The organism is Allochromatium palmeri (assembly GCF_009720725.1).
GTDB classification, from domain to species: Bacteria; Pseudomonadota; Gammaproteobacteria; order Chromatiales; family Chromatiaceae; genus Thermochromatium; species Thermochromatium palmeri.
Genome location: NZ_WNKT01000051.1, coordinates 1 through 25,872, shown reverse-complemented (window position 1 = coordinate 25,872; position 25,872 = coordinate 1). Strand labels below are relative to the sequence as shown.

General features: G+C 61.8%; 26 protein-coding genes and 1 tRNA gene. 8 read left to right on the top strand and 19 right to left on the bottom strand.

From position 1 onward, the window contains the following. Positions 1-85: 85 nt before the first annotated feature. On the bottom strand, positions 86-637 hold the full coding sequence (locus tag GJ668_RS16985) for an ion transporter (protein ID WP_155451317.1): 552 nt from the start codon (positions 635-637) through the stop codon (positions 86-88). A gap of 231 nt (positions 638-868) precedes the next feature. On the opposite strand from GJ668_RS16985, the gene GJ668_RS16980 reads away from it, so the two are divergent. Together GJ668_RS16980 and GJ668_RS16975 are read left to right on the top strand one after the other, a co-directional pair. Further along, the gene (locus GJ668_RS16980; protein WP_155451316.1) at positions 869-1,168 is read left to right on the top strand and encodes a BrnT family toxin; all 300 of its coding nucleotides are present in this window, start codon (positions 869-871) and stop codon (positions 1,166-1,168) included. Beyond that, positions 1,155-1,448 carry a hypothetical protein gene (locus GJ668_RS16975; RefSeq protein WP_155451315.1) on the top strand — a complete coding sequence of 98 codons (294 nt, stop codon included), beginning with the start codon at positions 1,155-1,157 and terminating at the stop codon, positions 1,446-1,448. The genes GJ668_RS16980 and GJ668_RS16975 overlap by 14 nt, the downstream gene beginning before the upstream one ends. Positions 1,449-1,469: 21 nt before the next feature. Here GJ668_RS16975 and GJ668_RS16970 read toward each other — a convergent pair whose 3' ends face one another. From GJ668_RS16970 to bchF, 13 genes are all read right to left on the bottom strand, one after another. Then, on the bottom strand, positions 1,470-2,843 hold the full coding sequence (locus tag GJ668_RS16970) for an AMP-binding protein (RefSeq protein ID WP_155451314.1): 1,374 nt from the start codon (positions 2,841-2,843) through the stop codon (positions 1,470-1,472). 32 nt (positions 2,844-2,875) lie between these two features. Then, positions 2,876-3,475 (bottom strand): bacteriochlorophyll 4-vinyl reductase, encoded by a 600-nt coding sequence (gene bchJ, locus GJ668_RS16965; RefSeq protein WP_186343167.1) that lies wholly within the window; start codon positions 3,473-3,475, stop codon positions 2,876-2,878. Further along, positions 3,472-4,758, bottom strand: a complete 1,287-nt coding sequence (gene hemN / locus GJ668_RS16960) for an oxygen-independent coproporphyrinogen III oxidase (protein ID WP_155451313.1) — start codon at positions 4,756-4,758, stop codon at positions 3,472-3,474. Before hemN ends, bchJ begins: the two co-directional genes overlap by 4 nt. A gap of 425 nt (positions 4,759-5,183) precedes the next feature. Beyond that, positions 5,184-6,017 carry a putative photosynthetic complex assembly protein PuhE gene (puhE, locus tag GJ668_RS16955; protein ID WP_155451312.1) on the bottom strand — a complete coding sequence of 278 codons (834 nt, stop codon included), beginning with the start codon at positions 6,015-6,017 and terminating at the stop codon, positions 5,184-5,186. Between the two features lie 164 nt (positions 6,018-6,181). After that, positions 6,182-6,640 carry a photosynthetic complex assembly protein PuhC gene (gene puhC, locus GJ668_RS16950; protein ID WP_186343166.1) on the bottom strand — a complete coding sequence of 153 codons (459 nt, stop codon included), beginning with the start codon at positions 6,638-6,640 and terminating at the stop codon, positions 6,182-6,184. 24 nt (positions 6,641-6,664) lie between these two features. Then, positions 6,665-7,324 carry a photosynthetic complex putative assembly protein PuhB gene (gene puhB, locus GJ668_RS16945; protein ID WP_186343165.1) on the bottom strand — a complete coding sequence of 220 codons (660 nt, stop codon included), beginning with the start codon at positions 7,322-7,324 and terminating at the stop codon, positions 6,665-6,667. Then, the gene (gene puhA, locus GJ668_RS16940) at positions 7,321-8,100 is read right to left on the bottom strand and encodes a photosynthetic reaction center subunit H (RefSeq protein ID WP_155451311.1); all 780 of its coding nucleotides are present in this window, start codon (positions 8,098-8,100) and stop codon (positions 7,321-7,323) included. Before puhA ends, puhB begins: the two co-directional genes overlap by 4 nt. Positions 8,101-8,334: 234 nt before the next feature. After that, a complete protein-coding gene (gene bchM / locus GJ668_RS16935) occupies positions 8,335-9,036 on the bottom strand; it encodes a magnesium protoporphyrin IX methyltransferase (protein WP_155451310.1) in 702 nt (233 codons plus the stop codon). Beyond that, the gene (gene bchL / locus GJ668_RS16930; protein ID WP_155451309.1) at positions 9,036-9,941 is read right to left on the bottom strand and encodes a ferredoxin:protochlorophyllide reductase (ATP-dependent) iron-sulfur ATP-binding protein; all 906 of its coding nucleotides are present in this window, start codon (positions 9,939-9,941) and stop codon (positions 9,036-9,038) included. Before bchL ends, bchM begins: the two co-directional genes overlap by 1 nt. A 2-nt stretch (positions 9,942-9,943) precedes the next feature. Beyond that, positions 9,944-13,687 (bottom strand): magnesium chelatase subunit H, encoded by a 3,744-nt coding sequence (locus GJ668_RS16925; protein ID WP_155451308.1) that lies wholly within the window; start codon positions 13,685-13,687, stop codon positions 9,944-9,946. After that, on the bottom strand, positions 13,662-15,242 hold the full coding sequence (gene bchB / locus GJ668_RS16920) for a ferredoxin:protochlorophyllide reductase (ATP-dependent) subunit B (RefSeq protein WP_155451307.1): 1,581 nt from the start codon (positions 15,240-15,242) through the stop codon (positions 13,662-13,664). Before bchB ends, GJ668_RS16925 begins: the two co-directional genes overlap by 26 nt. A 4-nt stretch (positions 15,243-15,246) precedes the next feature. Continuing rightward, complete coding sequence (locus GJ668_RS16915) at positions 15,247-16,491, bottom strand: ferredoxin:protochlorophyllide reductase (ATP-dependent) subunit N (protein ID WP_155451306.1); 1,245 nt, start codon at positions 16,489-16,491, stop codon at positions 15,247-15,249. Next, on the bottom strand, positions 16,488-17,006 hold the full coding sequence (gene bchF / locus GJ668_RS16910) for a 2-vinyl bacteriochlorophyllide hydratase (protein WP_155451305.1): 519 nt from the start codon (positions 17,004-17,006) through the stop codon (positions 16,488-16,490). The genes GJ668_RS16915 and bchF overlap by 4 nt, the downstream gene beginning before the upstream one ends. Before the next feature lie 438 nt (positions 17,007-17,444). On the opposite strand from bchF, the gene ppsR reads away from it, so the two are divergent. The 5 genes from ppsR to GJ668_RS16885 all read left to right on the top strand — a co-directional run bounded on the left by ppsR (position 17,445) and on the right by GJ668_RS16885 (position 21,675). Next, the gene (gene ppsR, locus GJ668_RS16905; RefSeq protein ID WP_186343164.1) at positions 17,445-18,884 is read left to right on the top strand and encodes a transcriptional regulator PpsR; all 1,440 of its coding nucleotides are present in this window, start codon (positions 17,445-17,447) and stop codon (positions 18,882-18,884) included. A gap of 147 nt (positions 18,885-19,031) precedes the next feature. Then, positions 19,032-19,943, top strand: coding sequence for a chlorophyll synthase ChlG (gene chlG, locus GJ668_RS16900; protein WP_155451304.1), 912 nt, complete (start codon positions 19,032-19,034; stop codon positions 19,941-19,943). A gap of 96 nt (positions 19,944-20,039) precedes the next feature. Continuing rightward, the gene (locus tag GJ668_RS16895) at positions 20,040-21,230 is read left to right on the top strand and encodes a geranylgeranyl diphosphate reductase (protein ID WP_155451303.1); all 1,191 of its coding nucleotides are present in this window, start codon (positions 20,040-20,042) and stop codon (positions 21,228-21,230) included. Next, positions 21,227-21,514 (top strand): hypothetical protein, encoded by a 288-nt coding sequence (locus GJ668_RS16890; protein WP_155451302.1) that lies wholly within the window; start codon positions 21,227-21,229, stop codon positions 21,512-21,514. Before GJ668_RS16895 ends, GJ668_RS16890 begins: the two co-directional genes overlap by 4 nt. Before the next feature lie 84 nt (positions 21,515-21,598). Continuing rightward, positions 21,599-21,675: transfer RNA gene (locus GJ668_RS16885), tRNA-Arg, on the top strand. 73 nt (positions 21,676-21,748) lie between these two features. On the opposite strand, the gene GJ668_RS16880 is transcribed toward GJ668_RS16885, so the two are convergent. From GJ668_RS16880 to GJ668_RS16870, 3 genes are all read right to left on the bottom strand, one after another. After that, complete coding sequence (locus tag GJ668_RS16880) at positions 21,749-22,591, bottom strand: RNA-guided endonuclease InsQ/TnpB family protein (protein WP_155451301.1); 843 nt, start codon at positions 22,589-22,591, stop codon at positions 21,749-21,751. 257 nt (positions 22,592-22,848) lie between these two features. Further along, the gene (locus GJ668_RS16875; RefSeq protein ID WP_155451300.1) at positions 22,849-23,106 is read right to left on the bottom strand and encodes a YgiT-type zinc finger protein; all 258 of its coding nucleotides are present in this window, start codon (positions 23,104-23,106) and stop codon (positions 22,849-22,851) included. A 2-nt stretch (positions 23,107-23,108) separates the two neighbouring features. Next, entirely contained in the window at positions 23,109-23,417 is a 309-nt protein-coding gene (locus GJ668_RS16870) for a DUF4258 domain-containing protein (RefSeq protein WP_155451299.1), read from the bottom strand. 496 nt (positions 23,418-23,913) lie between these two features. Between GJ668_RS16870 and GJ668_RS16865 the strand changes: the two genes are divergently transcribed. After that, the gene (locus GJ668_RS16865) at positions 23,914-24,780 is read left to right on the top strand and encodes a tyrosine-type recombinase/integrase (protein WP_186343163.1); all 867 of its coding nucleotides are present in this window, start codon (positions 23,914-23,916) and stop codon (positions 24,778-24,780) included. 219 nt (positions 24,781-24,999) lie between these two features. Here the strand turns inward: GJ668_RS16865 and GJ668_RS16860 are convergent, their stop codons facing one another. Further along, on the bottom strand, positions 25,000-25,149 hold the full coding sequence (locus tag GJ668_RS16860) for a hypothetical protein (RefSeq protein WP_155451297.1): 150 nt from the start codon (positions 25,147-25,149) through the stop codon (positions 25,000-25,002). A gap of 31 nt (positions 25,150-25,180) precedes the next feature. Beyond that, entirely contained in the window at positions 25,181-25,804 is a 624-nt protein-coding gene (locus tag GJ668_RS16855; protein ID WP_155451296.1) for a hypothetical protein, read from the bottom strand. Positions 25,805-25,872 lie beyond the last annotated feature (68 nt).

Genomic DNA, 25,872 nt, shown 5'->3' with positions numbered 1-25,872 from the left:
TGCGCCCGCTGCACCAGGCTGTGGGCGGTTTCGCGGCTTCGCGCCAGACCTTCCAGGACGGTGCGTGGTTCAGGGGGTAGCTCAATCAACGGGGCAGGACGGGCCATGGGCGGCAACTCACAATCAGGCAGTGGGAGAGTGATGAGCGATTATCCCGAAAATTCACAGTGCGCGGTACTAGATACAGCATGATCGAGGCGACCAGAACGAACAGAATCAGCTCTTCCCTGGCCAGCAGGAAGGCCTTGTGGAAGCGGCGCGCGGCGGCGCTATAGCGGGCCAGCTTCAGGACACGCACCAGACGCAGGAGCCGAAACGCCCGGACCGCGCGCAGATCCAGGCCGGTCATCAGATAGAACGGCAGGATCGCGAGCAGATCGATCAGGCCGAAGAAGGAGACGATGTAGGACAGCTTCTTGTCGGCCACCGCGATCCGGGCCAGATACTCAGCCGTGAAGATGAGGATGCAACAGACCTCGAACACGTAAAATGTGATTCGGATGGTCTCGGGAAGACCGGGCAGCGTGCCCACGGAAAACGCGACAAGCGATAACACGATCAGCGCCTGAATGCTGAGATCGAAGGCGCGGCCGGCGCGAGTGTCGGAGTCTTCGATGATCTTTTTCAGCGGGGGCATGGGGTCTGGATGCTTCAGTATTTGGCGTTGGAAATCGCTGGATCAGTGCGCGGAGAAAACGAGAACCCATCTAGACGCTACGACCGGCTTGGTTGGGCCAGTGCTATCAGTTGTCTCATGGGCATGTTTGATGCCGGTAAGGCTGTTGTCAATCACGGCGCACAACCGCCATGAAGCCGCGAACGCTATAGATGTATTGACAAAGTCAATGCGCTTGCTAGAGTGCCGAGCATGGACATTCACTACGAACTCAACGGCCTATCCTTCGTGTGGGACGCGCGCAAGGCGGCCGCAAATCCGATCCACCACGATGGGATCAGGTTCGAGCAAGCGGCCACGGTGTTCTTCGATCCGTTCTTTCGCCTGGTCGATGCCAGCCGCAACAACGAGATCCGCGACGCCATCATTGGGTACGACGAGACGGGACGATTGCTGTTCGTAGTGCATATCGAACTGGCCGATGACGCCATCTGCCTGATATCAGCCCGCCGCGCGACCCAAGAGGAGAGACGCGCCCATGAGCATCCATGATCGCATCAAGACCCGTCTGAGCAAGGATCGGCCCATGACCAGCATAACCCTGCGTATCCCGGTGGACGTGGTTGAGTCGCTCAAGGAGATTGCCCCGCTACGGGGATTCTCCGGATATCAAGCCCTGTTGAAATGGTATGTGAGCGACGGACTGCGGCACGACGAGGAACGCTACACCTTTGGCCAGACCGCTCGACTGATCGCGGCGCTGAAGAAACGCGGGGTCTCCGAGGCGTTGATCGAAGAGGCTACGCGGGAGACGAATGAGATGGCGAATTGATCGCTCCATCCTTGAAGGCATTCAGTTTTCACCAAATCGTTTCTGATCCCGAACCAAGGCCGCGATCCTGGCGCGGTCGTATTTACCCGAGTCGAGCAACGGCAGCCGTTTCAGCCGGATAAAGGCGCGTGGGCATTCAGGGCCGCTCAGATGGACTCGGCACCAGTTAGCGAGTTCGGTATCGTCGCTCGCGCCGGCATAGACCGCCACCAGTCGGTGTCCCCAAACCGGGTCAGAGCCGGCGACGATCTGCACCTCACTCACGCCAGACGCCTCCTGTAAGGCGTGCGCGATCCTGGTCAGCGACACATTCGTTCCGCCGATCACGCAGATATCGTCGGCGCGTCCTAATATCCGTAATCGACCCTCACCCGTCAGACAGCCGAGATCGGCCGGCTCGAACCAACCGCCCTCATCCAGCCCCTGCCCCGGCTGACGTTCAGGATTGGCATAGCCGAGCATCAGCATGGGTCCACGGATACGCAGACGCGCGGTCGGTGCGTCACAGTCGGGTGCCTCGATGTCGACATCGGGCAACAGCGTACCGACGAGACTGGTATCCAGCCCGCCGTCCTCCGCCGCGAGTGCTCCACTGGTGGCGATCTGAGATCCGGTCTCGGTCATGCCATAGGTGAGCTGGATCGGCCAGCCAGCCGCTAAGGCACGCTTGGCCAGCGGACGGCTCAGGGCCTGTCCTCCCACCAGCACCACGCGCAGACTCGGCGGCGCCCGCCCTCCAAGATCCAGCAGACGCGCCAGCATCGGCGGCACGAGCGAGACATGGGTCACGCCATACGCCTCCAACTCGCGCAACACAGTCGGCGCGTCGAAGCCATCGTGCAGCCGCAGACGCGCACCCGCGAGCGCCGCGCGATAGAGAATGGCCGCGCCACCGATATGACTGAGCCGGAGACAACAGAGCCAGGTCGACTCAGCCGTGACACCAAGCCGCGCATTGACACGGCTGGCCGAGGCCCGCAGTCCGGCATAGTCGTGCATGACGATCTGGGGATGACCACTGCTGCCGCTGGTCTTGATCAGGAGTGCGGCGCTTGATTCGGGTGGGACGTCCGTTACCTGGGTCGTAGCCGAAGCCGGCATCAAGGAGGCTGAATCAGGATTCCACAGCCATTCGACCCCAGCCAGATCCGCCAGTGCCAGACGTTCAGCCGGGTCGAGGCCGGAACGATAGGGAAAGACTCCGGCACCGATCCGGCCAAGCGCCAGTATCGTCAGAGTCAGATCGAAAGCAGGCGAGTCAGGCACCATCACGACCTGTCCGGGTCTCAGGCCGCACGCCATGAACGCGGCCGCGCGCTCAGCGACCTGATGCGCGAACGCATCCGCCCCGAGCCGGTCCCCATCGGTGATGAGAACCGGCCCCGGATCGTTCAACCAGCGTGAATCGTGCAGAATCGAGCGACGCGCTATGACCAACGCGCCTCGAACAGGCAGTTCGGATCGCCCGTAGCCTGACAGGCAGTCTCGGTGACGACCGAGTCGGGATGCACCAGCACCCGGAACAGCCGTTCAAAAGTGCCGGCATAGAAGTCGCACAGCGGCTCATCGGCCATGGTACCGCGACAGAGCGGCGAATGCGTGATCTCGATCTGCGGCGGACTCTCTGACTTGACCGCAAACTGCCCGGTCCCGACGAAGGTCCAGGCATTGCCCGAGATCGCCTTGAGCAGAGTGCGGCTGGCCAACTTCGCCGGCAGGATTTTGAGCAGCGCCTGAGCCGGACGCGGGATCCGCCGTGCAAGCAGATAATCGCCAGTGCGCCGCCCGGCATCGCGCGCGATCTCACGCGCTTCCGCAATCCCGAGTTCATCGCGCAGCGCCTGTTGCAGCGCGATAACCTCTTCTTCGGGCACCATGGCCTCGGGGAGCGCGTCGAGATAGGCCCCCAGACCAGCCCGCTCGAACACGGCCTCGGCAACCGTGCGACCACGCTGTTCGTTCAGTGCCTCGAAGACGCGGATGATGGCATTGGGGCCGATACGGCCATGATTGTCTGTTTGACTCACGAGGACATCCTGAAACGCCACTGACTACTGTTGCAATCGATCAGATCGTCCTGATCGGAACAGAGACCATGCAGGATATAACGCCCCTGGGGCGTGACCCGAATGCCCTCCTCCGAGACCTCGACCAACCCCTGTTCGGCCTTGCGGCAGAGCTGTTCGTATTCGTGATCGAGATCGGCGGCCGAGCTGGCCGGAAGCTGAAGATTGCACATGAGATGAAGCAAAGCCTGACGCCGGCGCCGGTCGGTTTCATCCAGACGCCGGCCCCAAGCCACGGGGAACTGACCATTGTTCAACCGCATCTGCCAGACACGCAGATCGGTTTCGTTGCGGATCAGGGCATTGGCGATCTCACCGGTGCCGCTCGGCCCAAACGCCAGCACCTGCCGATCCGGACGCGTGGTATAGCCGAGCGCGTTGCGGTAGAGCCGCCCGGCGACCTGCGCATCATAGAGTTCATCATCCTCGAGCACGAACAGATCCAGCCCGACCCAGCGATAACCGGCCTCGGTGAAGGTACGCACCGCGCGATGGAAGAGCGCGAGTTTTTCGGCAGGGGTCGGCAGATGGGCCGTATTGATCGCGTGCTGGTGGGGACGTTTGGCGGGATCGTGAGCATAGCTGAAACAGGCCACGCGATCCGGGCCCAGATCCAGCACCTGATCCAGGGTCGCCTGAAAGCCGCGCGGGGTCTGGAACGGCAATCCATAGACCAGATCCAGATTGATGCTCTGAAATCCGGTCTGGCGCGCGGTCAGAAACACATCGCGCACCATGTTGAGCGACTGCACCCGCCCGATGGCGCGCTGCACATCGGTGTTGAGATCCTGGACACCAAAGCTGACGCGCTCGAAACCAAGACCATGGATGAGTTCGAGCTGACCGACTGAGGCCCGGCGCGGATTGCACTCAATGGAGGCGCAGGAGTCGGGAGTGAGTTCGAAATGGGTCTCGACGATCTCCATCAACCGCGCCAGTTGCGGCTCGTTGAGATGGTTCGGGGTGCCGCCGCCGATATGGAGCTGCTGGATCGGGCGGCGGCGCCCGATGTGCTCGGTGACCATGTCCATCTCGCGTTCGAGCGCATCGAGATACTGGTCGACCTTCTCCAGACTATGGGTCACCGTGGTGTCACAGGCGCAGTAGAGACAGCGCACATGACAGAAGGGAACGTGGATATAGACGGCTAGATGACCGTCAGGAGCGTGGCGAAGCGTGTCCAGGACTTCGCGATACTGTACCTGGGTGAAGGGCTTGTCTCCAGCCGATCCCAGAGAGGACATCGGACAACCCGGCGCCGCAAGGTCGTGCCGTTCGAGGAATTCCAGTGGAAGGCTCGTAGGGAGAGGAGGCGCCATGTCTGTCACCCACCTTAGTCGGTTTGAGTCGTTGTCATTGTAGTGCTCACAGCGGGAACCCGCACGATCGCCGAACCCGACACAAGACCCTGAATCGCGGCCACGCAGCGGCCAAAATTGCCACGCGACCCAATAGAAAATCGCCGGCGATCACTCGACCGGGCGGGTTCGTCCAGGGTGGATGAACTCGGGATGGTTCGCAAGCGCTGGGGTGCGACGGCTCCCAGATGTCGAGCGAGGAGTATATCGGGACTCGTCCTCAAGCTCCAGCGTATCAGCCAAAACGGAGAAAGTTCCCAGCCAACGAGGGCGGCCAGGTCGTCGCTCGCGAGCACTTCGTGGCGCAGCAGCTATCCGGATGAGGCAACGACGCGCTGATGCGTCACCGTATCGTCTTCGGACGCATTCCGGCCATCGGGCTCGCTTTGATGCGCCGGCAGTGCCCAGGCCCAGAGCGCCTCATCGGGCAGCGGCAGCACCAGGAACCAATGTTCCAGGATCGCCAGCCCCAGCAAGCTGGCCACCAGGATCAGTCCCACGGCCGAGGCGCCCATGACCTCGGGCGAGCGCGCCTCCAGCACGATCAGCACATCGACGATGGTGGCGAGGGTCACCGAGACCGGAAACAGCAGATTCATGCCGCGCTTGACCATGTAGGTCTTGAGATAGCGCAGCGGCTCGGGCAGCCAGTCTTCGTTGAGATTAGGCACGCCGAGGAAGAGATTGAGCTTAGCACTCCAGCGCATGACCCAGAGCACGACGAAGGTCCAGGTGCCGACTTTGTTCGGCTCGCCCCAGGTGGCCAGCACCATGAACAGCACGGTGCTGAGGATCAGGAGCTCGTGATAGAGACTGGTCAGAATCGCCAGTCCAAAGCGCTTCCACTCCGAACAGCCGGGCGGACAGGGCGTCTTGCGCGGTCCGGTGATGAAGCCGGTGAAATAGCTCATCTCGATCACGCCCCAGATCACCACGCCCGCCGTGAAGGCGACATAGGCACCGAACACGCTGGTCGAGGCGCTGCTCACGATCAGGGTGAAGATCGCGATGGCCAGGACGATCGAACCGCCCATGAGCGTCCAGCGGAAGGTGCGTCCAGGCAGGTTGTCGAGATAGAGCACGACACCTGTGCTGAACCACCAGAGTCCGAGCGCGAAGAGGAGTGGGAAACCGTAATCAGCCATGCGTTGAACCGCGTCTCGGAGGTAGTCGGCGTGGTGGCGTAGAGGATGCTGAGACGCCTCAGGCGTCCTCAGATAGCGAAGAACGGCCCGAGAACGGGCCGTTTGCGATCAGTGCCGATGCGCACTCGCCCAATCCGGGGCGTGCCCGCCTTCAGCGATCGGCCTCACCGCTGCACAGGTGCCGAAGGCATGAACACCGCGAAAGACGCTTCGTTGTCCACGCCATAAGCACGCAGGTCGAGCAGGATACCCGTGACCGGGTCTTCGAGTGTCAACATTCCATCCTCACGCCGAGCCAGATGGAACGGCTCGCTGATATCCGCCTTGTAGCCCTTGCGCTGACGCTCCAGGCTACGCAGCATGCCGCGCACGAAGCCTTCGCCGCCGGGCGGAAGCATCTGGATGATGTCGTCCGTGGCCGCATCACGCACGGCCATGGAGCCATCCGGCTGCTCGACGAAGCTGATATCACGCGACTCGATCTCGGCCATGATCGGCGCCTGGGGCATCATGAACCCGGTCAGACGCGCTACAGCAATCATGACGATGGTGAAGCCCAACAGGGCGGCAACGGCGATCAGGACGCCCTTTGGAAAGGTGCGCCCCTCGAATGCATCACTCACTCAGTGACCTCATCAGGATAGGGTTTAGGTCCCGGACGCCAGAGACGCTTCGTCCACTGCGGAGTTAGACGCCAGCGTACTTGCCTTCGATTCCTCGTCCGCTGACTCCAGATAGCCCTTGAGTGCCTCGGCCAGAATCCCGGCCACCTTGGCCGCGTCCGGAATGGCACGCAGCATCGGCTGGGGCGGCGAGAAATGCCAGGGCCGAACATGCGGCCAGAAGATCATATAGGACGGCTTGGCCGATTGATTCAGGAGCAGTGGAATGTCCCCGGTGCCGTCTTCATAGACGCGCAGATCCGCCGAGCGCACCTGCTTGAACGGCAGGTTCATCATCATTGGCAGGGCGGCGCCGATGCGCATGACCACACGCCTGTTGGTGATGGTGTAGAGGCTGGAACGCCCCATCGACCACCCCAACCAGGTCAGGGCGCCGATGGACACGGCCGCCAGCAGCAGGATCCAGGTCAAGCCCTGGATCAGACTGGCCAGGGTCAGACCATCCGAGGCGTCCACAGCGATCGCCAGAACGGCCAGCACACCGAAATAGATCGCCACTTTACGGACATGAAAGGCCCGCCGAGCCAGAGATTTCCAGCTCGGCGAACCCTGCCAGAGCACCTCCTCCCCCGGAGGCAGGCGCTCGGGCAAGCCCGGAATGGGCTCGAAGTCGTACTCCCTCACAGCAGAGGACCGGCACGCTCAGCTGTGGCGTAAAGCTTGCCGCCCGCGTAGTAAGCGCAGACCTTGTCTTCCTCGTAGAGGTTGATCTGGTCGGGCTTGGACAGCGTGGGGACGTTGGCAAAGTGCGCGGCCTTGATGGCGGCAACCTTGACGGTGCGCGCCTTCTTGTCGAAGCGGCTGAAGCCGATCGGCAGCAGAACCTGCTTGTTGTTGGCGGCAACCTTGACTTCCAGATAACGGATCTGCGGCTCGGAGCGGTCGACCCAGATGTCGGTGATGGTGCCGGCGACTTCGCCGTCGAGACCGACGACAGTCATGCCGCGCGGATCAGGATCCTTCTCGGCGACCGAGAAATCAGTAGCGACGCGCATCGGCACGATCTTCGGCAGACCCTCGAAGGTCAGGTCACAGTGCTTGGAACGATCGGGCGAAGCGGCCGGACCGAAGCCGGAGAGCATGGGGTCGCCGTTGGCCTCGAAGGGCGCGCCCGGGAAGGGAGCAACCGGCTTGGCATTGATCGGGGTCGGAGCCTCGACGCGCGGAGCCATGACGGTGCCCGCGCTGTGCGGCAGGACGAACGTCTTGGGATCGGCCAGATCGGGGAAGCCGACGACCTTGACACGACCACCGGAACGCTCGGTACGGTCGGAGTCGAGCGGATAGCCTTCGCGCTTGTCTTCACGACGCAGATAAATGATGAGACCGGCGAAGAAGAACCAGAAAGCCCAGATGGTGAGCTGGGCGACGTCCATATATTCAGTGATGGCAGCAGACATGAGTTAACCTCCGTAGGAGTAATGAGCTAACCGGTACGACCGGCTAGACCGATGCGCGGTGACCGCCGTGGACCAGAATCCATTCGCCAGGCGCACGGACGGATCCAGGACGACCAGCGTAGCGAAACACAGTTTTCGATTCCAACGCCTTGGGTCTGCCGAAACAGCACGCCAAGGCCCCCACACCCAACCGCCGCGATGGACAGCGACATCGCGACGTCGTACCGCAGTGCCTCAAGCCGGAATCAGTTCCAGCCCCTGAGACATATAGAACCCGACGGCGATGCGCCGTGTCCTCTCGGGCTGCCAACCGCTCAGCCCGGATTCAGCGCCGATCAATCGGCGCAACTTGTTCTCGCTCACTGGCTCGATGGCCGGCGAGCGGTCGCTGCGCGGGAAGAGCTGACCGACCGCGTGCATGATGGTCAGCGGAATCGTCCTCGGCGCGAAGGTAAAAACGATCGAACCACTGGTGCGCGCGGCCAGACCCGCCAGAACCTTCACCACGTCATCAGAACGATAGTGAATGAGCGAATCCATGGCGACTACATGATCAAACTGACCATGGGCCGGATCGAGCATGTCGCCGGCCTGAAAATCGACCGAGCCTGGACCCAGATCGGACGGCAGCCGCTCGCGGGCGATCTCGATCAGGGTCGGAGCGACATCGATGGCGACCACCTCGGCCCCGCGCCGCGCGGCCTCGACCGCCAGCATCCCGGTGCCGCAGCCGGCATCGAGCAGACGCTTGCCGGTCAGATCCTGCGGCAGCCAGCTCAACAGCGTCTGGCGCATGTCGTCGCGCCCGGCGCGCACCGTCTCGCGGATGCGGCTGACCTTGGCGTCCGAGGTCAGCTTGGACCAGGCGTCGGCAGCGGTGCGATCGAAATAGGTTTCGATCTTGCCGCGTCGTTCTTGATAGGAGGCGTCTGACATCAATTGAACCCCAGAAAATCGAAGATGTCGCGGTCGGCCATCGGACGCGCCTCCAGCGGCTCGACACCGTCTAGCAGTTGCCGCGCCAGTTGCAGATACTGCTGTTGCGCTTCTTCCAGACCCGAATCCGGCTCCGGCTCCATCTCGAACACGGTCGACTTCTTGAGACGACTGCGACGGATGATGTCGAGATCCGGCAGATGGGCCAGACGCTTGAGTCCGACCGCCTCAGCGAAGCGGTCGATCTCGTCGGTGTTGCGACTGCGGTTGGCGATCACGCCGCCGAGCCGGACTTTGTAGTGCTTGGACTTGGCCCGGATCGCCGTCGCGATGCGGTTCATGGCGAAGATCGAGTCAAAGTCGTTGGCGGTGACGATGAGCGCGCGCTCGGCATGTTGCAGGGGCGCGGCGAACCCGCCGCAGACCACGTCACCGAGCACGTCGAAGACCACGACATCCGTGTCTTCGAGCAGATGGTGCTGCTTGAGGAGCTTGACCGTCTGCCCGACCACATAGCCGCCGCAGCCGGTACCGGCGGGCGGACCGCCGGCCTCGACGCACATCACGCCGTTGTAGCCTTCGTAGACATAGTCGCTCGGACGCAACTCCTCGGCATGGAAGTTCACCGATTCGAGGATGTCGATGACCGTCGGCACCAGACACTTGGTCAGGGTGAAGGTCGAGTCGTGCTTGGGATCACAGCCGATCTGAAGCACGCGCTTGCCGAGCTTGGAGAAGGCGACCGACAGGTTCGAGGAGGTCGTGCTCTTGCCGATGCCACCCTTGCCGTAGATGGCAAAGACCTTCGCGCCCTCGATCTGCATATCCGGATCGAGCTGGACCTGCACGCTGCCCTCCCCGTCCGGATGGCTGGGCAGACGGATGTCGCTGGATGATGACTGCATCGTCACGCCGCCGCCTCCTGGAACACACCTTCGAGCCGATCTTCCAATTCTTCTCCCGCGCGTCGCAGCGCTTCGAGTGTTGCCTCGTCGGGCGACCAGTAGTTGCGTTCGTGGGCCTCGATCAGCCGGTTGGCAACCTTAGCCGAGGCGGTCGGGTTGAGCGCCGCGAGCCGGTTGCGCATCTCGTCGTCGAGGACGAAGGTCTCGGTCAACTGCTGATAGACCCAGGGCGCGACCTGGCCGGTGGTGGCCGACCAGCCCATGGTGTTGGTGACATGGACTTCGATCTGACGCACGCCCTCGTAGCCGTGCTTGAGCATGCCCTCGTACCACTTGGGATTGAGCATCCGGGTGCGGGTTTCGAGCGCCACCTGTTCAGCCAGGGTACGGACCACGCCATCGCCGCGCGTCTGGTCGCCGATATAGACCGGCACCTCATCGCCCTTGTACTGACCGACCGCCTTAGCGATGCCGCCGAGGGTGTCGAAATAGTGGTCGACCGTGGTCACGCCCAGCTCGACCGAGTCAAGGTTCTGGTAGGCCAGTTGCACATGACCGAGACAGCTCTTGAGCAGTTCGGCCTGCTGCACCGGCTTGCCCGTGCGGCCATAGGCGAAGCTCTTGCGGCGGGTGTAGGTCTCGGCCAGCTCGCCCTCGTCGTCCCAAGTGCTGCTGTCGATCAGGTGGTTGACGTTAGCACCATAGGCGCCGTCGGCATTACTGAAGACACGCAGGGCCGCCGTCTCCAGATCGCAATCGTGGGCGGCCTGATATTCCAGCGCGTGCTTGCGGATGAAGTTCTGCTCAACCGGCTCGTCGGCACTGGCGGCCTGATAGGCGGCATCGGCTAAGAGCTTGGTCTGAAGCGGCAGCAGATCGCGGAAGATGCCCGAGAGCGTCATGACCACGTCGACGCGCGGACGGCCCAGTTCCTCCAGCGGGATCAGGGTCGAGCCGGCCAGACGACCATAGTTGTCAAAGCGCGGACGTGCGCCGATCAGGGCCAGCGCCTGACCGATCGGACCGCCCTCGGTCTTGAGGTTGTCGGTGCCCCAGAGCACGAGGGCGATGGTCTCGGGGAAGCCGTTACCCTCGGCCAGATGGCGTTCGATCAGGAGCGCGGCGTGCTTGAAACCGTCCTTGACCGCGAACAGGCTCGGCAGGCGGAAGGGATCGAAGCCATGCAGGTTGCGTCCGGTCGGCAGGATCGCCGGGGTGCGCAGCAGGTCGCCGCCGGGCGCCGGCGGGATGAAATGCCCGTCGAGCGCGCGCAGGATGGCCGGGATCTCGGTGTCCTGCACCAGCAGGCGGTCGATCTCGGCCAGTTCGCGGAAGAGCGCGACATTGTCCTCGGAGGTCGCCATCTTGCCGGCTTTGAGTGCCTTCTCCGGCGACTTACCGGCGATCAGGGCTTCCAGCGCGGCGTGCTCAGGGCGCACGTCCTTGGTGGACTCCGCGATCGCCATCAGCAGATCAACCCGCTCCTCCTCAGTCGGCGCCTCACCGACGACATGCAGACCGTGCGGGATCAGGGTGTATTCCAGCTCCAGCACGTCTTCGTTGAGCTTAGTGATGCGTGCGGCGACCTCGGCCTCGGTCCAGGCCGGTTCCAGATCAGCCAGTTCCAGCTCGGCGGCCTGGGCCTGGATGATCTCAGCCAGGGATTTACGCTCATCAACCTCGGACGGCGGCAGCGAACGCCAGCGCTCCATCGAACCCTTGAGATCGATCAGCCCCTTGTAGAGTCCGGCATGGGCGATCGGCGGGGTGATGTAGCTGATCAGGGTCGCGGCCGAACGGCGTTTAGCGATGGTCCCTTCGGAGGGGTTGTTCGAGGCATAGAGATAGATGTTGGGCAGATCCGAGATCAGGCGATCCGGCCAGCACTCACCCGACATACCGGCCTGCTTGCCCGGCATGAATTCGAGCGCGCCGTGGGTGCCGAAATGCAGCACGGCATGGGCGCCGAAGTCGTCGCGGATGTAGCGATAGAAGGCGGTAAAGGCGTGCGTCGGCGCAAAGCCCTTCTCGAACAGCAAGCGCATCGGGTCGCCTTCGTAGCCGAACGAGGGCTGGATACCGACGAAGACGTTGCCGAACTGCGCACCGAGCACGAAGATCGAAGCGCCGTCGCTTTGCTGCTTGCCGGGCGCCGAACCCCACTGCGCCTCGATCTCGGCCAGATAGGGTTCGTTCTGGACGTGGTCGTCGACCGGAATGCGCGTATGCACATTGGCATGAGCACCGTAGCGCGCGGCATTGCCGTTGACGATACGTTCGCGCAGATCATCGACGCTTTCGGGCAGATCGACGCTGTAACCGGCGGCATCCAGGGCCACCAGGGTGTTGTAGAGCGAAGCGAAGACCGAGAGATAGGCCGCCGTGCCGGTATTGCCCGCGTTCGGCGGGAAGTTGAACAGCACCGTCGCCACCTTGCGCTGCGCGCGCTCGGCGCGACGCAGACGCACCAGCTTCTCGACACGCGCGGCCAGCATCTCGGTGCGTTCCTTGTGCGCCTGCATGTCGCGCGCGCCGTCCTCGGAGCCGCCACCGTTGCGGCCGCCATAGACCAGCGAGCCGGCGGCGCCATCGAGCTCGGGGATAGCCACCATCATGGTCGCCTCGACCGGCAGCAGACCCTGGGCCGACTCCTGCCACTGATCGAGCGTCTGGAACTCGACCGCGAGCGTGGCCAGATAGGGCACGTCGAGCCGCTTGAGGATCTCCTCGGCGGCGTGCGAGTCGTTGTAGGCCGGACCACCGACCAGCGAGAAGCCGGTCAGCGAGACCACGGCATCGACCGTAGCGATACCGTCCTGCATGAAAAACTTCTCGATCGCCGGACGCGCGTCCAGACCACTGGCAAAAGCCGGGACGACGTGCAGACCGCGTGCTTCGAGCGACTGGATGACACCGTCGTAATGGCCAGTGTTGCTGGCAAGCACATAGGAACGCATCAGCAGCAGACCGACCCGGCCCTTTTTCGCGTCCTGGATACCGGGCAACTGGGCGAGCTTATCGGAGATGCGGCCCTTCATGCGCGGATGATAGAGACCGACCTCGGGATACTCGACCGGCGAGGCGACCTTGAGTTTGCCGCGCAGATGGGCACGCTCGCCGTTGGCATAGCGGTCAACGAGGAAGCGGACCATGTTGCCCAGGTTCTCGTCGGAACCGGCCAACCAATACTGGAGGGTCAGGAAGTAGGCGCGCACGTCCTGCGCGGTGCCGGGGATGAAACGCAGCAGCTTGGGGATGCGGCGCAGCATCGACATCTGTTGCGCGCCGGCGCTCTGCTTGCGCTCCTTGTTGCCGCGCAGCTTCTTGAGCAGCGCCATGGGACCGCCGCTGGAGGAGCCGTCCATGCTGAAGCCACCCATGCGGGTCAGCTTCATCAGTTCCGAGGCCGACATGCAGACGACCATGGCATCGCACGCATCGCGCCGCGCGGCGAGCGCCGGCAGGATCGGCTTGAAGTGATCCTCCATGACCAGCATGGTGACCATGATGATGTCACCCTCAGCGATGTCCTGCTTGCAGCGTTCGAGCGAGGCCGGATCATCCGCCCACTCGGTCGCCGCGTGCAGTGTCAACTGCAAACCCGGCAGATCACGCTGAACCTGGGGTAGCGCGCGCTGCGTCGTTCCCGCCAAGTGGCCATCGAGATTGACGATGACGACGCGAACCGGTGTCGCGTCGGCGGTATTGGGGCGCGTCTGATCAGCGGCCGAAGTGCGCTTTGGCATCGTAGAGCGTCTCCACAGTGATGGTCTGGATCCCACGTTCTTCGGCGAAGCGCTCGGTATTGCGCTTGGCTTTGCCACGCACGAAGAACGGGATCTTTTTCAGTTCCTGCTCGGCGTCCGGTGCCCATACCAGAACTCCATCGGCAACGACGGCAGTCTCCGTCGGCTCCGACTGAGCCTCTGGCGCTGGCTGGCCCATGCGCGCGGTCGTCGGCCCCAAGTGTGAGGGCGTCGCGCCATCGTGAAACTCGAAATCCTCCCGGAACATGGTCACGAGGTGTTCCTCAAGACCCATCATCAGCGGGTGGACCCAGGTATCGAAGATGACGTTGGCGCCCTCGAAGCCCATCTGCGGCGCATAGCGGGACGGAAAGTCCTGGATATGCACCGGCGCCGAGATCACCGCGCAGGGAACGCCCAGACGCTTGGCGATGTGGCGCTCCATCTGCGTGCCGAGCACCAGTTCCGGGTGCAACTCGGCCGCCTTGGCTTCTACCTCAAGGTAGTCGTCCGTGATCAGCGGCTCGACGCCGTAGCGCTTGGCTGCTTCGCGGATCTCGCGGGCGAACTCGCGGGCATAGGTGCCCAAGCCCACGACCGTGAAACCGAGCTCTTCGGTCGCAATTCGCGCCGCCGCAACCGCGTGCGTCGCATCGCCGAAGATGAAGACCCGCTTGCCCGTCAGATAGGTCGAGTCGACGGACCGCGAGTACCAGGGCATTCTAGACGAGATTGGCTCGCGCGTCGTGTCGACTTCGAGTCCGGCGGCGCGGGCCGCCTCCTGGAGGAACTCGTGAGTGGCGCCGATGCCGATCGGAACGGTCTTGACCACCGGCTGACCGAAGCTGCGGCGCAGCCAGTCGCAGGCCTGATCGGCGACCTCGGGATAGAGACAGACGTTGAAGTCGGCTTCAGGGATGCGCAGCAGATCGGCCGGCGAGGCGCCGAGCGGGGCGACCAGGTTGACATCGATACCGATCGAGTCGAGCAGGCGCGTCACTTCGAGGATGTCGTCGCGGCAGCGGTAGCCGAGCGAGGTGGGGCCGAGCAGATTGGCCTTGGGCCGCGCACCCTGGGCGCGCAGTGCGCGCTCGGTGCCGGGTGCTGGCACGCGGCTTTTGAGCAAGCCTCGAACCATCTGGTAGAAAGTCTCGTTCGCGCCCCAGTTCTCCTTGCGCGTATAGGCGGGCAGCTCCAGCGGCAGCACGGGCACCGGCAGCCCCATGCCCTGAGCCAGCGCGCCCGGCTGATCCTGGATCAGCTCGGCGGTACAGGACTCGCCGATCAGGATCAGCTCCGGTTTGAAACGCTCATAGGTCGCCTCGACCGTGGTCTTGAACAGCTCGGCGGTGTCGCGCCCCAGATCACGCGCCTGAAAGCTGGTATAGCTCACGGGCGGACGCGAGGCGCGGCGCTCGATCATGGTAAACAGCAGATCGGCATAGGTGTCGCCCTGCGGGGCATGGAGGATCAGGTGCACACCCTTCATCGAGGCGGCGATGCGCATGGCGCCCACATGGGGTGGTCCCTCATAGGACCAGAGTGTCAACTGCATGTCATCAAACCTTCAGCAAGGCGCCGCGCACCAGCGGGCGCGCGAACAGCTCGGCCAGATCGGCCGCTTGATCGAATCCATGGACCGGCGTGAACACCAGCTCGATCGACCACTTGGTGCGCAGGCCCTCGGCCTCCAGCGGATTGGCCAGACCCAGACCGCAGACGGTGAGATCAGGCCGTGCCACGCGCAGGCGATCGAGTTGAAGGTCCAGATCCTGCCCCTCGGTCAGACGCAGGTCCGACGGCAGCAGGGGCAGCTCGGCCTCCATGAGCTGACGATCCAGGAAGGGCGTGGCTACCTCGACCAGCTCCATGCCGCATTCGCGCTGAAGGAAACGCGCCATCGGGATCTCGAGCTGTGAGTCGGGCAGGAAGCTGATGCGCTTGCCGGCCAGGAGTTCGCGCTGACGGGCCAGCCCCTTTTCGGCGCGGGCGATGGCCGGCGCCGTGACCGCCTCCAGTCGCTCGGCCGGAATGCCCCAGGCGTCGGTTGCGGCCCGCAGCCAGGCGAGCGTGCCCTCGATGCCGAACGGATAGGGTGCTGTGAGCAGGGTCGCGCCGCGTTTCTGGAGCACGCGCGCCGTCTCGCCCACGAAGGGCTGGGCCAGCAGCATCAGAGTGCCGTTGCCGACTGATGGATACTCGGTCGCGTGACGCGGCGGCAGGAACTCGACCGGACCGATGCCCAGCTCGTCGAACAGCCGCTTGAACTGATCCTCGACCACATCGGGCAGGGTGCCGACGATCAAGAGCGACCGCTCGCCTGCCGGACGGGTCGGAAGTTCAGGCAGTAGCGCCTGGAGACAGGCATCCTCGCCCTGAGTGAAGGCGGTCTCCAGCCCGCTGGCCGAATAGTCGAGCACCCGCACCCGGCCGCGATAGACTTCGGACAGGCGCTCGGCGGCCTTGCCCAGATCGAGCTTGATGACCTCGGACGGACAGGAGCCGACCAGGAACAGAGTCTTGATGTCGGGACGGCGCTCCAGCACCTCGGCGGCCACGCGGTCGAGTTCCTGGTTGCAGTCGGCCAGCCCCGCCAGATCGCGCTCTTGCAAAATCGCCGTCGCAAAACGCGGCTCAGCGAAGATCATCACGCCGGCGGCCGATTGCAGCAGATGGGCGCAGGTGCGCGAACCGACGACCAGAAAAAAGGCATCCTGGATCTTACGATGCAGCCAGACGATGCCGGATAGACCGCAGAAGACTTGACGCTGCCCCTGTTCGCAGTGAATCTCAGGGGCGCTCATTCGGCCGCTCCAGCGAGCACGCTGTCCTGGGCGCTGTCCTTACGCTGCCCTTCGAGCCGGGCGGCGCGCAGTTTGATCAGGAACTGGCCGGCATTGATGATGTAGGTCGAATAGGCGGCCAGGGCAATGAACATCTGAGTCTGGCTGTCGAGCGTGAAGATCGCGATCAGATAGGCGGTATGCAGCGCCAGCACCAGCATACTGAAGACGTCTTCCCAGAAAAAAGATTCGGCAAACAGATACTTGCCGAAGACCACCTTCTCCCAGATGGACCCCGTGATCATGATGGTATAGAGCACCAGGGTCTTGACGATGACCGAGATGGTCGCGGCAAGATAGCCCTCGCCGGTCGCCAGATAGCGCAACACGAGATAGAGACTGATCAGGAACACTACGAACTGCACGGGCGCAAGGATCCCCTGAACCAGGGTCCATGACGATTCGTCCCGCCGCCGGCGCTCTTCCGGGGTATAGAGTGGCCGACGCGGGGGCTGTGAGGCTGAATGCTGGGTCATCTGCTGTGCTTGAGCCGAAATGCGGTTGAAAGATCCCCTAGATCTTCACTGAATCGTCAGTGGAAATCTAGTCCGCTTTCCTTGATGCGTCAACCAAACTTTACGTAAACCTGACTTGACAACCCGAAACAAGCCACCACAATAGGGGGCAAGCCCCGGATTGGGAGCCGCTCCACTTCTGGCGTTTGCCCGATCCCCTGCTCCTTATAGGGAATAAGGATCCGCTCCAGTGAGCCGGCCTGAACCGCGGATGAACGCTTTGACGCGCCTAGGTATCGAGCCAAGCTGAATGACGACGAAAACTGGAGGTGAATGTCCATCGCGGCCGGTGATGCCTCTGATCGCCGCTATGGAATCCATCGCGCCCCTGGCTGTGGAGACTCGGCGCGCCTGGAGAGTCGTGGGTGTGCCCATGTGGCCGTGGAGGGTCCGGTGGCCGTGAGTCCGTTCAGAGCCCCGAATGAGAGTCTCGGCTCCCTCGATGCCGCTACGGTGGCCGCTTTGATCGAGGGGATGGCCGACGTCGCCGTCGTCCTCGACACGGCCGGGACGGTCCAGGATGTCTACTTCGGCAGCGACGATCTGCGCACCGACCTCGGCGCCGACTGGATCGGCCAGACGTGGCTGACGACCGTCTCGCTCGACACGCGCCCCAATATCGAAGCCCTGCTCGACGATGTCCAGCACCAGCCGATCACGCGCTGGCGTCAGGTCACGCATCGCAGCGCGCGCGGCACCGAGATCCCGATCCAGTATCGCGCCCTGCGACTCAAGGGCCACGATGGTCCCATCGTCGCGGTCGGTCGCAACCTCCAGGGAATGGCCGCGCTCCAGCAGCAGCTCATCGACGCCCAGCAGGCCCTGGAGCGCGACTACTGGCGTTTCCGTCAGGTCGAGACGCGCTACCGGCTGCTGTTCCGCATGGTCTCGGAGGCCATTCTCATCATCGACGCGCCGACCCAGCGCGTGGTCGAGGCCAACCCGGCCGCCGGCCAGCTCCTGGGCGAGGCACCCACGCGCATCATCGGTCGCCCCTTCCCCGAAGGCTTCGACACCGAGAGCACCCAGGCCATCAATGGTCTGCTGGCGGGCGTGCGCGCGGCTGGACGGGCTGACGACGTGCGCGCACGTCTGGCCGATGAGCTGGAAGAGTTCCTGGTCTCGGCCTCGCTGCTGCGTCAGGAAAACGCCTCCTTCCTGCTGGTGCGTCTGTCGCCGATCCTGGCCGAATCGGCGTCCAATGCCCCGCCGGACGCCAAGGCGCGTTATCTGCGCGTACTCGAAGACGCCCCGGACGGCGTGGTCATCACCGATGCCGACGGCCGCATCCTGAGCGCCAATGCCACCTTCCTGAGTCTGGCCGAGATCGCCACCGAGCAGCAGGCGCGCGGCGAATCGCTCGACCGCTGGCTCGGGCGTCCCGGAGTCGATCTCAGCGTGCTCATGGCCAATCTGCGCCAGTACACCACGGTGCGGCTGTTTGCGACCCTGCTGCGCGGCGAGTACGGCACCACCACGGATGTCGAGATCTCGGCCGCCGCCGTGCGCAATGGCGAGCGACCCTATTTTGGCTTCTTCATCCGCGACGTCGGACGCCGACTGCACAGCGAGCCGCCGACCAGTCCTGAACAAACGCGCTGGCTCGATCAACTCACCGAGCGCGTCGGGCGCGTGCCGCTCAAGGAACTGGTCCGCGAGTCGACCGATACCATCGAGCGACTGTGCATTGAGGCCGCGCTCACGCTCACGGGCGACAACCGCGCCTCAGCCGCCGAACTTCTGGGCTTGAGTCGGCAAAGTCTGTACGTCAAAATCGACCGCTATGGCATCGTCGCGGATCACGCCCATGCCGCCGAGACGCCGACTGAAGAACCATAAAAAGCGTTTTGCCACGCTCGATACGCCCGCCAGTGCTCGCGCCCCATCACCGAACGCTCGGGACCGTCAGGCGCGCCTGCAAGCGGGCGCGGATCGTTCAGCGTCGAGCGCTGCATGGACTACACCGTACCTAGACAGGTTTTCCGCATGAATCAGACCACGGTCATCGCGACCCGGACCTATCCCGAGCCAAAGGCCATCTTCGAAGTCCTGCACCCCATCACCTGGTTCCCACCGATGTGGGCCTTCACCTGTGGCGTGGTCTCCTCCGGTGCGCCGATCCTGCAACAATGGTGGTTGCTGATCGCCGGTATCGTCCTTGCCGGTCCGCTCATGTGCGCCACCAGTCAGGTCGTCAACGATTGGTATGACCGTGATGTCGACGCCATCAACGAGCCAGATCGCCCCATTCCCTCCGGGCGCATTCCTGGGCGCTGGGGGTTGTATCTGTCGCTGATCTGGACCCTGGTCTCGCTGGCACTGGCCTATGTACTCGGTCCCTGGGTGTTCGGCATGGCGCTGATCGGCATGGCCATCGCCTGGGGCTACAGCGCCCCGCCCTTCCGCTTCAAGGGCAACGGCTGGTGGGGCAATCTGGCCGCCGGCATCTCCTACGAGGGGCTGGCCTGGATCACGGGTGCGGCGGTCATGATCGGCGGCGCCCTACCCGGCTGGGAAATCCTGGTGCTGGCGCTGCTCTACAGTCTCGGTGCTCATGGCATCATGACGCTCAACGACTTCAAGGCCATCGAGGGCGACATCCAGATGGGCGTGCGCTCGCTGCCGGTCCAGCTCGGTGTCGACAAAGCGGCCTGGTGGGCCTGTAGCGTCATGGGTCTGCCGCAGGCGGTCGTGATCGCGCTGCTTTTTGCCTGGGACAAGCCGACCCACGCCATCGCCGTCGGCGTGGTGCTGCTGATCCAGGTCGCCCTGATGGTCCGTTTCCTCGCCAAGCCGGTCGAACGCGCCGTCTGGTTCAGCGGACTGGGCGTGACCGTCTATGTCACCGGCATGATGATCAGTGCCTTCGCCGTGCGCGGGCTGATGACGGCGGGCTGAACCTCGGGTGGAAACAGGCGCGCACCGCTCAGCGGATCGCGCGCTCTCCATCTTTCCTGTCAATCCTGAACGAACGCTCCAGCAACGAGATTCTCCATGTCCAACCTCGAAACCTTCGACGTCGTCGTCATCGGCGGCGGTCCGGCTGGCGCGACCGCCGCCAACGATCTGGCTAAGGCTGGCCGCTCCGTGTGCCTGCTCGACCGCGCCGGGCGCATCAAGCCCTGTGGCGGCGCCATCCCGCCTGAAGCGATGCGTGAGTTCGAGCTGCCCGAGTCGGTGCTGGCCAACCGCGTCACCTCAGCGCGCATGATCTCGCCCGCCGACCGCAAGGTGGACATGCCGATCGAGGGTGGCTATGTGGGTCTGGTCGACCGCGAACACTTCGACGAATGGCTGCGCACGCGCGCCGCCGAGTCCGGTGCGACCCGCCGCACAGGGACTTTCGAGAAGATCGAGCGCGACACGGATGGCACAGCGATCGTCGTCTATCGTCCGGGTCAGGGCCGCAACGATTCGCCGAGCGAGCAGATCCGCGCGCGAGCCATCATCGGTGCGGACGGTGCCAACTCCTTCGTCGGCAAGCACTATGTTCCAGGCTATGAGACGGTCAAATACGTCTCGGCCTATCACGAGATTCTGCGCACCCCGGAAGGCTTCGACGGTAGTCGCTGCGATGTCTACTACCAGGGCGACATCTCGCCGGATTTCTATGGCTGGGTCTTCCCGCACGGCGATACCATCAGCGTCGGCGTCGGCACCGCCGTGCCCGGCTTCTCGCTGCGCTCGGCCTGCACCGAGCTGAGCCGCCGCGCTGGTCTGGCCGACGCCGAGATCCTGCGGCGCGAGGGCGCGCCGATTCCGCTCGAACCGCTCAAGTGCTGGGACAACGGGCGTGACATCCTGCTCGCGGGCGATGCGGCGGGTGTGGTCGCTCCGGCCTCGGGCGAAGGCATCTATTACGCCATGATGGGTGGACGGCTCGCCGCGCAGGCGGTCGACGAGCTTTGTCGCACCGGCAATCCCAAGGCGCTCAAGCAGGCGCGCAAGCGCTTCATGAAGGACCACGGCAAGGTGTTCTGGGTGCTGGGCATCATGCAGCGCTTCTGGTATTCCAGCGACAAGCGCCGCGAGCGGTTTGTCAGTCTCTGCGCCGACCCGGACATCCAGTATCTGACCTGGGAGGCTTACATGAACAAGCGTCTGGTCAAGGCGCGTCCCGGCGCCCATCTGCGCATCTTCTTCAAGGACATGGCCCATCTGCTGGGTCTGGTGTCGCCGCGTTGAGCGAGCTGTTTGCCAGCGGTCGGATCATCGACCTGATCCTGGTGCTGATCGTGGTCGAGGGCCTGGTGCTGGCCCTCGTGCACCGGCGCACCGGGCGCGGGCTTCCGCCCTCGGATCTGATCGGCTTTCTGCTGTCGGGTTTTCTGCTGATGCTGGCGTTGCGGGCAGCGTTGGTGGGGGCTTGGTGGGGCTGGGTGAGTCTGGCCCTGACCGGGGCGCTGGTTACCCATCTGGCTGATCTGGCCTATCGTTGGCGGCGCGCAGAGCGGCGACCACCTGATTGATGCCTGCTCGACTGGCGCGTGCTGCGTCCCAAAGACCACCATGGCCTGAGCGCCCGCCCTGCGCTAGAATGTCCCCATCCTCAAGCCCTCGTAGCTCAGCTGGATAGAGCAATCGCCTCCTAAGCGATAGGTCGCAGGTTCAAATCCTGCCGTGGGCACCAAATAGCCGTTTAAAGTTGTTGGCACGTCCATCCCGTTCCGCTCCGAAAAGTCTCAGATAATCTCAACTCTCTGTTATTTTCTTCCTGCTTCATCGCCGATGACATCGAACGGCGTGGTCAGATGGTGACTGAGCTTGTGCAAGGCGTCTTCGCGGATGTCAGCCAGGCGCTTGTGCAGTCTGGAGAGCTTGGTTTTCGCTTTCTTCCAGTTCGCGCTGCCTTTGCGCTTGCGGGCCAGGGAACGATTGAGCCGGCGCAGACGCCCGTCCAGTCTGCGGTGCGGTTTTGGTCCTGGGATGGATTCGCCCGTGGAGAGCGTCGCCAGCGCCTTGAGGCCGAAATCCACGCCGACCACTCCGGTGGATTTCTGGTGTAGCCGCTCATCGGTCTCGACCAAGATGGAGATGTACCAGCCATCGGCTAGGCGACTGACTGTGGCGGATTGGATGCAGCCGCAGAAGCGCTGTTCCTCGCGCATCTTGACCCAGCCGATGATGGGCAGCTTCACGCGCTTGCCATCGACCTGCACAGCCGACACGCCTTTCTTGGGCGAGCCGTTGTCGGCGCGAAAGGAGTCACGAAGGCCTTTTTTCTTGAATTGTGGATAGCCGCACTCCCGGCCCTTCTTCCCCTCCTTCACTTTACGGAAGACGTTGTTGAAGGCGGTGCCGGCGTTCTTGATCGCCTGTTGCGGGGCGTTCTTGGTGACTTCCAGCGCCCACGGAAACTCGACCGGCTTGATGGCGTTGTACTGCTTGCGCAGTGCAGCCTCGTTGGGCTGGAGGCCCGCCTCGTACTGCTCCTTCCACTTGGCCAGCGCCCAGTTGTAAGCATGGCGTGCAACGCCGCACGCCTTAGCCAAGTAGGTCGCCTGTTCCTGGGTTGGATCAAGTTTGATCTTGTGAGCGCGCAGCATTGTAGACTCCGAACTCTTCGCCGATACGATCCGCTTCGGCCTGTAGCGCTTCCATCAGCTTGCGATTCTTTTTTGAGCGAGCCCCATCGTCTTTAGTCGATGGTCCATTCATTAGCGGATTTCTGGTCGGACGTGACCGCACGGCTTGAATGAGGAATTAATCATGCGAACCTTGACGATTGATGTCTGCGACCTGGAGACCGCCAAGGCGCAGATATTCGAGGCGGTCAGGCATCCCCGCGAAGTAACGGACGGACTCATCGGGTCGCCGTCTCGAACTCTTGCACAGCGACTTGTACGAACCTCCTCGGTGACTTGCGGTGCTCGACGATGGCGCGATGATCGGCTTCGATCTGCTTCAAGACGTCGATTTCGAAATACTGCTCGCCGCAATAGTCGCATTCGAGACAGGGAACCTGCTCGACGAACAGTAGCTCTCCATTCTGCTGATGGATGTAACGGGTCGTCTTGGGCGTCAGGTGTGTATTGCCGCAGAAGCTGCATTGCTCGGCCATGGTCAGGCGCCTCGCTCATAGGGATTCTTGAACTTGGGTGGCGTGGGGATGTAAACGGTTACGATCACCAGCGCTATCCCCAGTCTGCCGCAGACTACATGCACTGGTTTTCCGGCGTCAGTGAAACCGACGAGCAGACAGCTTTCACCGCGTCCGGTATCGGCATATTGTTCGATGATGCGGCCGTTCAAAAGCGCCTGTTCGACGTCATCCAAGGAGAGCGCGTCGTTCTGGCGCTCGCGGTCGCCGTGACGCGAGTAGCGGTAGTTTTGCGCGATCACGCAGGATTGGATCCAGGCTAGATCGATCATGAAAGCGATGCCTACGCCGCCGAGTCAGTCGGAGTTGGTGTGTCTGCGACCCGAACCCCGACCTCGCTGGTCAGCCGTTGTTGCTCAGACCGCTGCGACCTGAACACTGGGATGCCCCCTAACAGGCAATCCACGATACGGAATCGACACACCTGCTCACCCTCTGCGCAAATAGCCGTTCTGGCCAAACAGCGTCGATCGACTCAGGTACCGATTGAAGTATCGGCAAGAAGGCTCACCTACATGCAGGCACGCCATGCAGGCCCCTCCTGCATCGGTGCATCCTGGATCCAATGCGCAACGATGTTCTTCGTAGATCACGGCGTCGAGCAAGCGATGCAGTTCCGTCTCGAACACGGCTTGGAGTCCACCCAACACGAAATCCCCTCGCGCAGCCGCGTAGATGAAGAATCCCAGGTGTAGCGGCACCAAGAGAGAAATAGGGGTCAGACCCCTATTTTCTACTGCCGCCCGGCGATGCCGACCTTCGCCGACTTTGCGCTCCAAAGAGTACCTGCCCTATGCCCAGCAGCACAAGCGGACGGCGGGAGCCGATAAAAGCAAGCTGCGGGTCCATCTGTTGCCCCGGTTCGGTCCGCGCAAGCTCGACAGTCTGACCCGACGCGAGATGGAACTCTATCACGGTGAGATCAAGGAGGCGCTAACGCCCGCAACCGCGAACCGTCATCTGTCGCTGCTCTCGAAGCTGTTCAAGCTGGCGGTGCAGTGGGGCTATCTGGAGAAGAATCCGTGTCAAGGCATCGCCAAGTTCAAGGAGAACAATCAGCGTCACCGCTATCTATCGGAGGATGAGCTACGGCGGATGTTCGCGGCGATGGAGTCCGAGCCGAATCAGGTCATCGTCGCGGCGCTGAAGTTTTTGCTGTTGACGGGGATTCGTAAGGAGGAAGGACTTCAGGCCAAATGGGAGCATGTCGACCTGGAGCGGGGATCGCTGTTTTTGCCGGAGACCAAGAGCGGTCGGTCGCGGTATGTCGTCCTCAATCCTGAAGCCTTGGCCATTCTGCGCGCTCAGACACCGATCCCCGGCAATCCTTATGTGTTTCCAGGACGGGTCCAGGGTCAGCCGCTGAATAATCCGATCAAGGGTTTCAAGCGCATTCTGGCCGCTGCCGGTATCGAGAATCTGCGTATCCATGATTTGCGTCATTCGTTCGCGTCGCTGGCCGTGAATGCGGGAGCGACCCTGTACGATGTTCAGCATCTACTCGGACACGCCAGCCCACAGACCACGCAGCGGTATACGCATTTGACCGATGAGCGATTACGGCAGGTGTCGGGTGCCGTGGGGCAGGTGGTCGGACAGGCTAAAACCGTGCCCAACAGCGAGCGTCATCCCTAAACGTAGACCAGAACACCATCATCCATAACGTGCCTGTTGTGGATGATAGCTTGTCAGCGATTCCCGGCGAACGCTAACCTATTGAAAAGATAGGTTGCTATTTTGCAAATTTTGTTGATGTCAAGAGCGTGTTTCTTTCTAAATCAACGGTTTGTGCTCAGTTCGCCGGGAATCGCTGATAGCGTGTTCTCCCTCACAGATGCCTATTTTTTTTAAAAGTCAATCAAATACTGCTAAAATTCCAAAAAGTGCTATTAAACCAAAAATAAGAAATAAAACAGCTGCTCCTCCTCCTTGAAGCCCGCCTTTAGCTGCACCGGCCAAAAAAACTACTCCCACTAAGACCCCGAAACCAATCAGCCAAGCCATTTTATTTCCTCGCAATTTATTGATTCACTGATTATGCATTTTGCTTTAGCCAAATTTCACGATGCATTTTTTTTCTTTTTTGCTTGTTTTCTTCAAAATCGAAACTTTTTATATATTGTATCTTTTCTTTTTTTATTTCATTTATGTTTTCTTCTAGTTTAGAAAAATCACATTTTATTTTTTCTTGATAAATATAATCTTCCTTATTTTTTAAAATTTCGCGCACTTGCGAGCTTAATTCATCAATTGAAAACTGCAAATTATCAAGCTGATCTTTCAGATCTTTTTTGTTATACTGTTTTTTTAAATTATACATATTGGATCGATCGGATTTTACTTGATCAATTTGATTTTTAATTTCTTCTATTTCGCGGAAAAGATCGTGCTGCTCCTGCTTTAAATTAGCAATTCGATTTTTTACATCCTGAATATCATTATAAGCATCATCACGATCAGATTTATATGATTCGAGATCCCCAAAGCTTTGCCCGAATAAAGAATGCTTTGGCAACTCTTTTCCTGCATTACCAAAAAGCCAAGGTGTTCTGTCCGATTTCTCGTACCATGAATCAATCGCTTCTTTACAGTGATTGAGTTCATCATATGCTTCTTTTTTATCTTCAAAAGCTTTTGACAAAGCTTCTTTTAAGTACATCTATTAAATAATTTTAACAAAATACCTGTTTGAGTATATAATAAATATCTCTGCCATAAGCAAGAAGC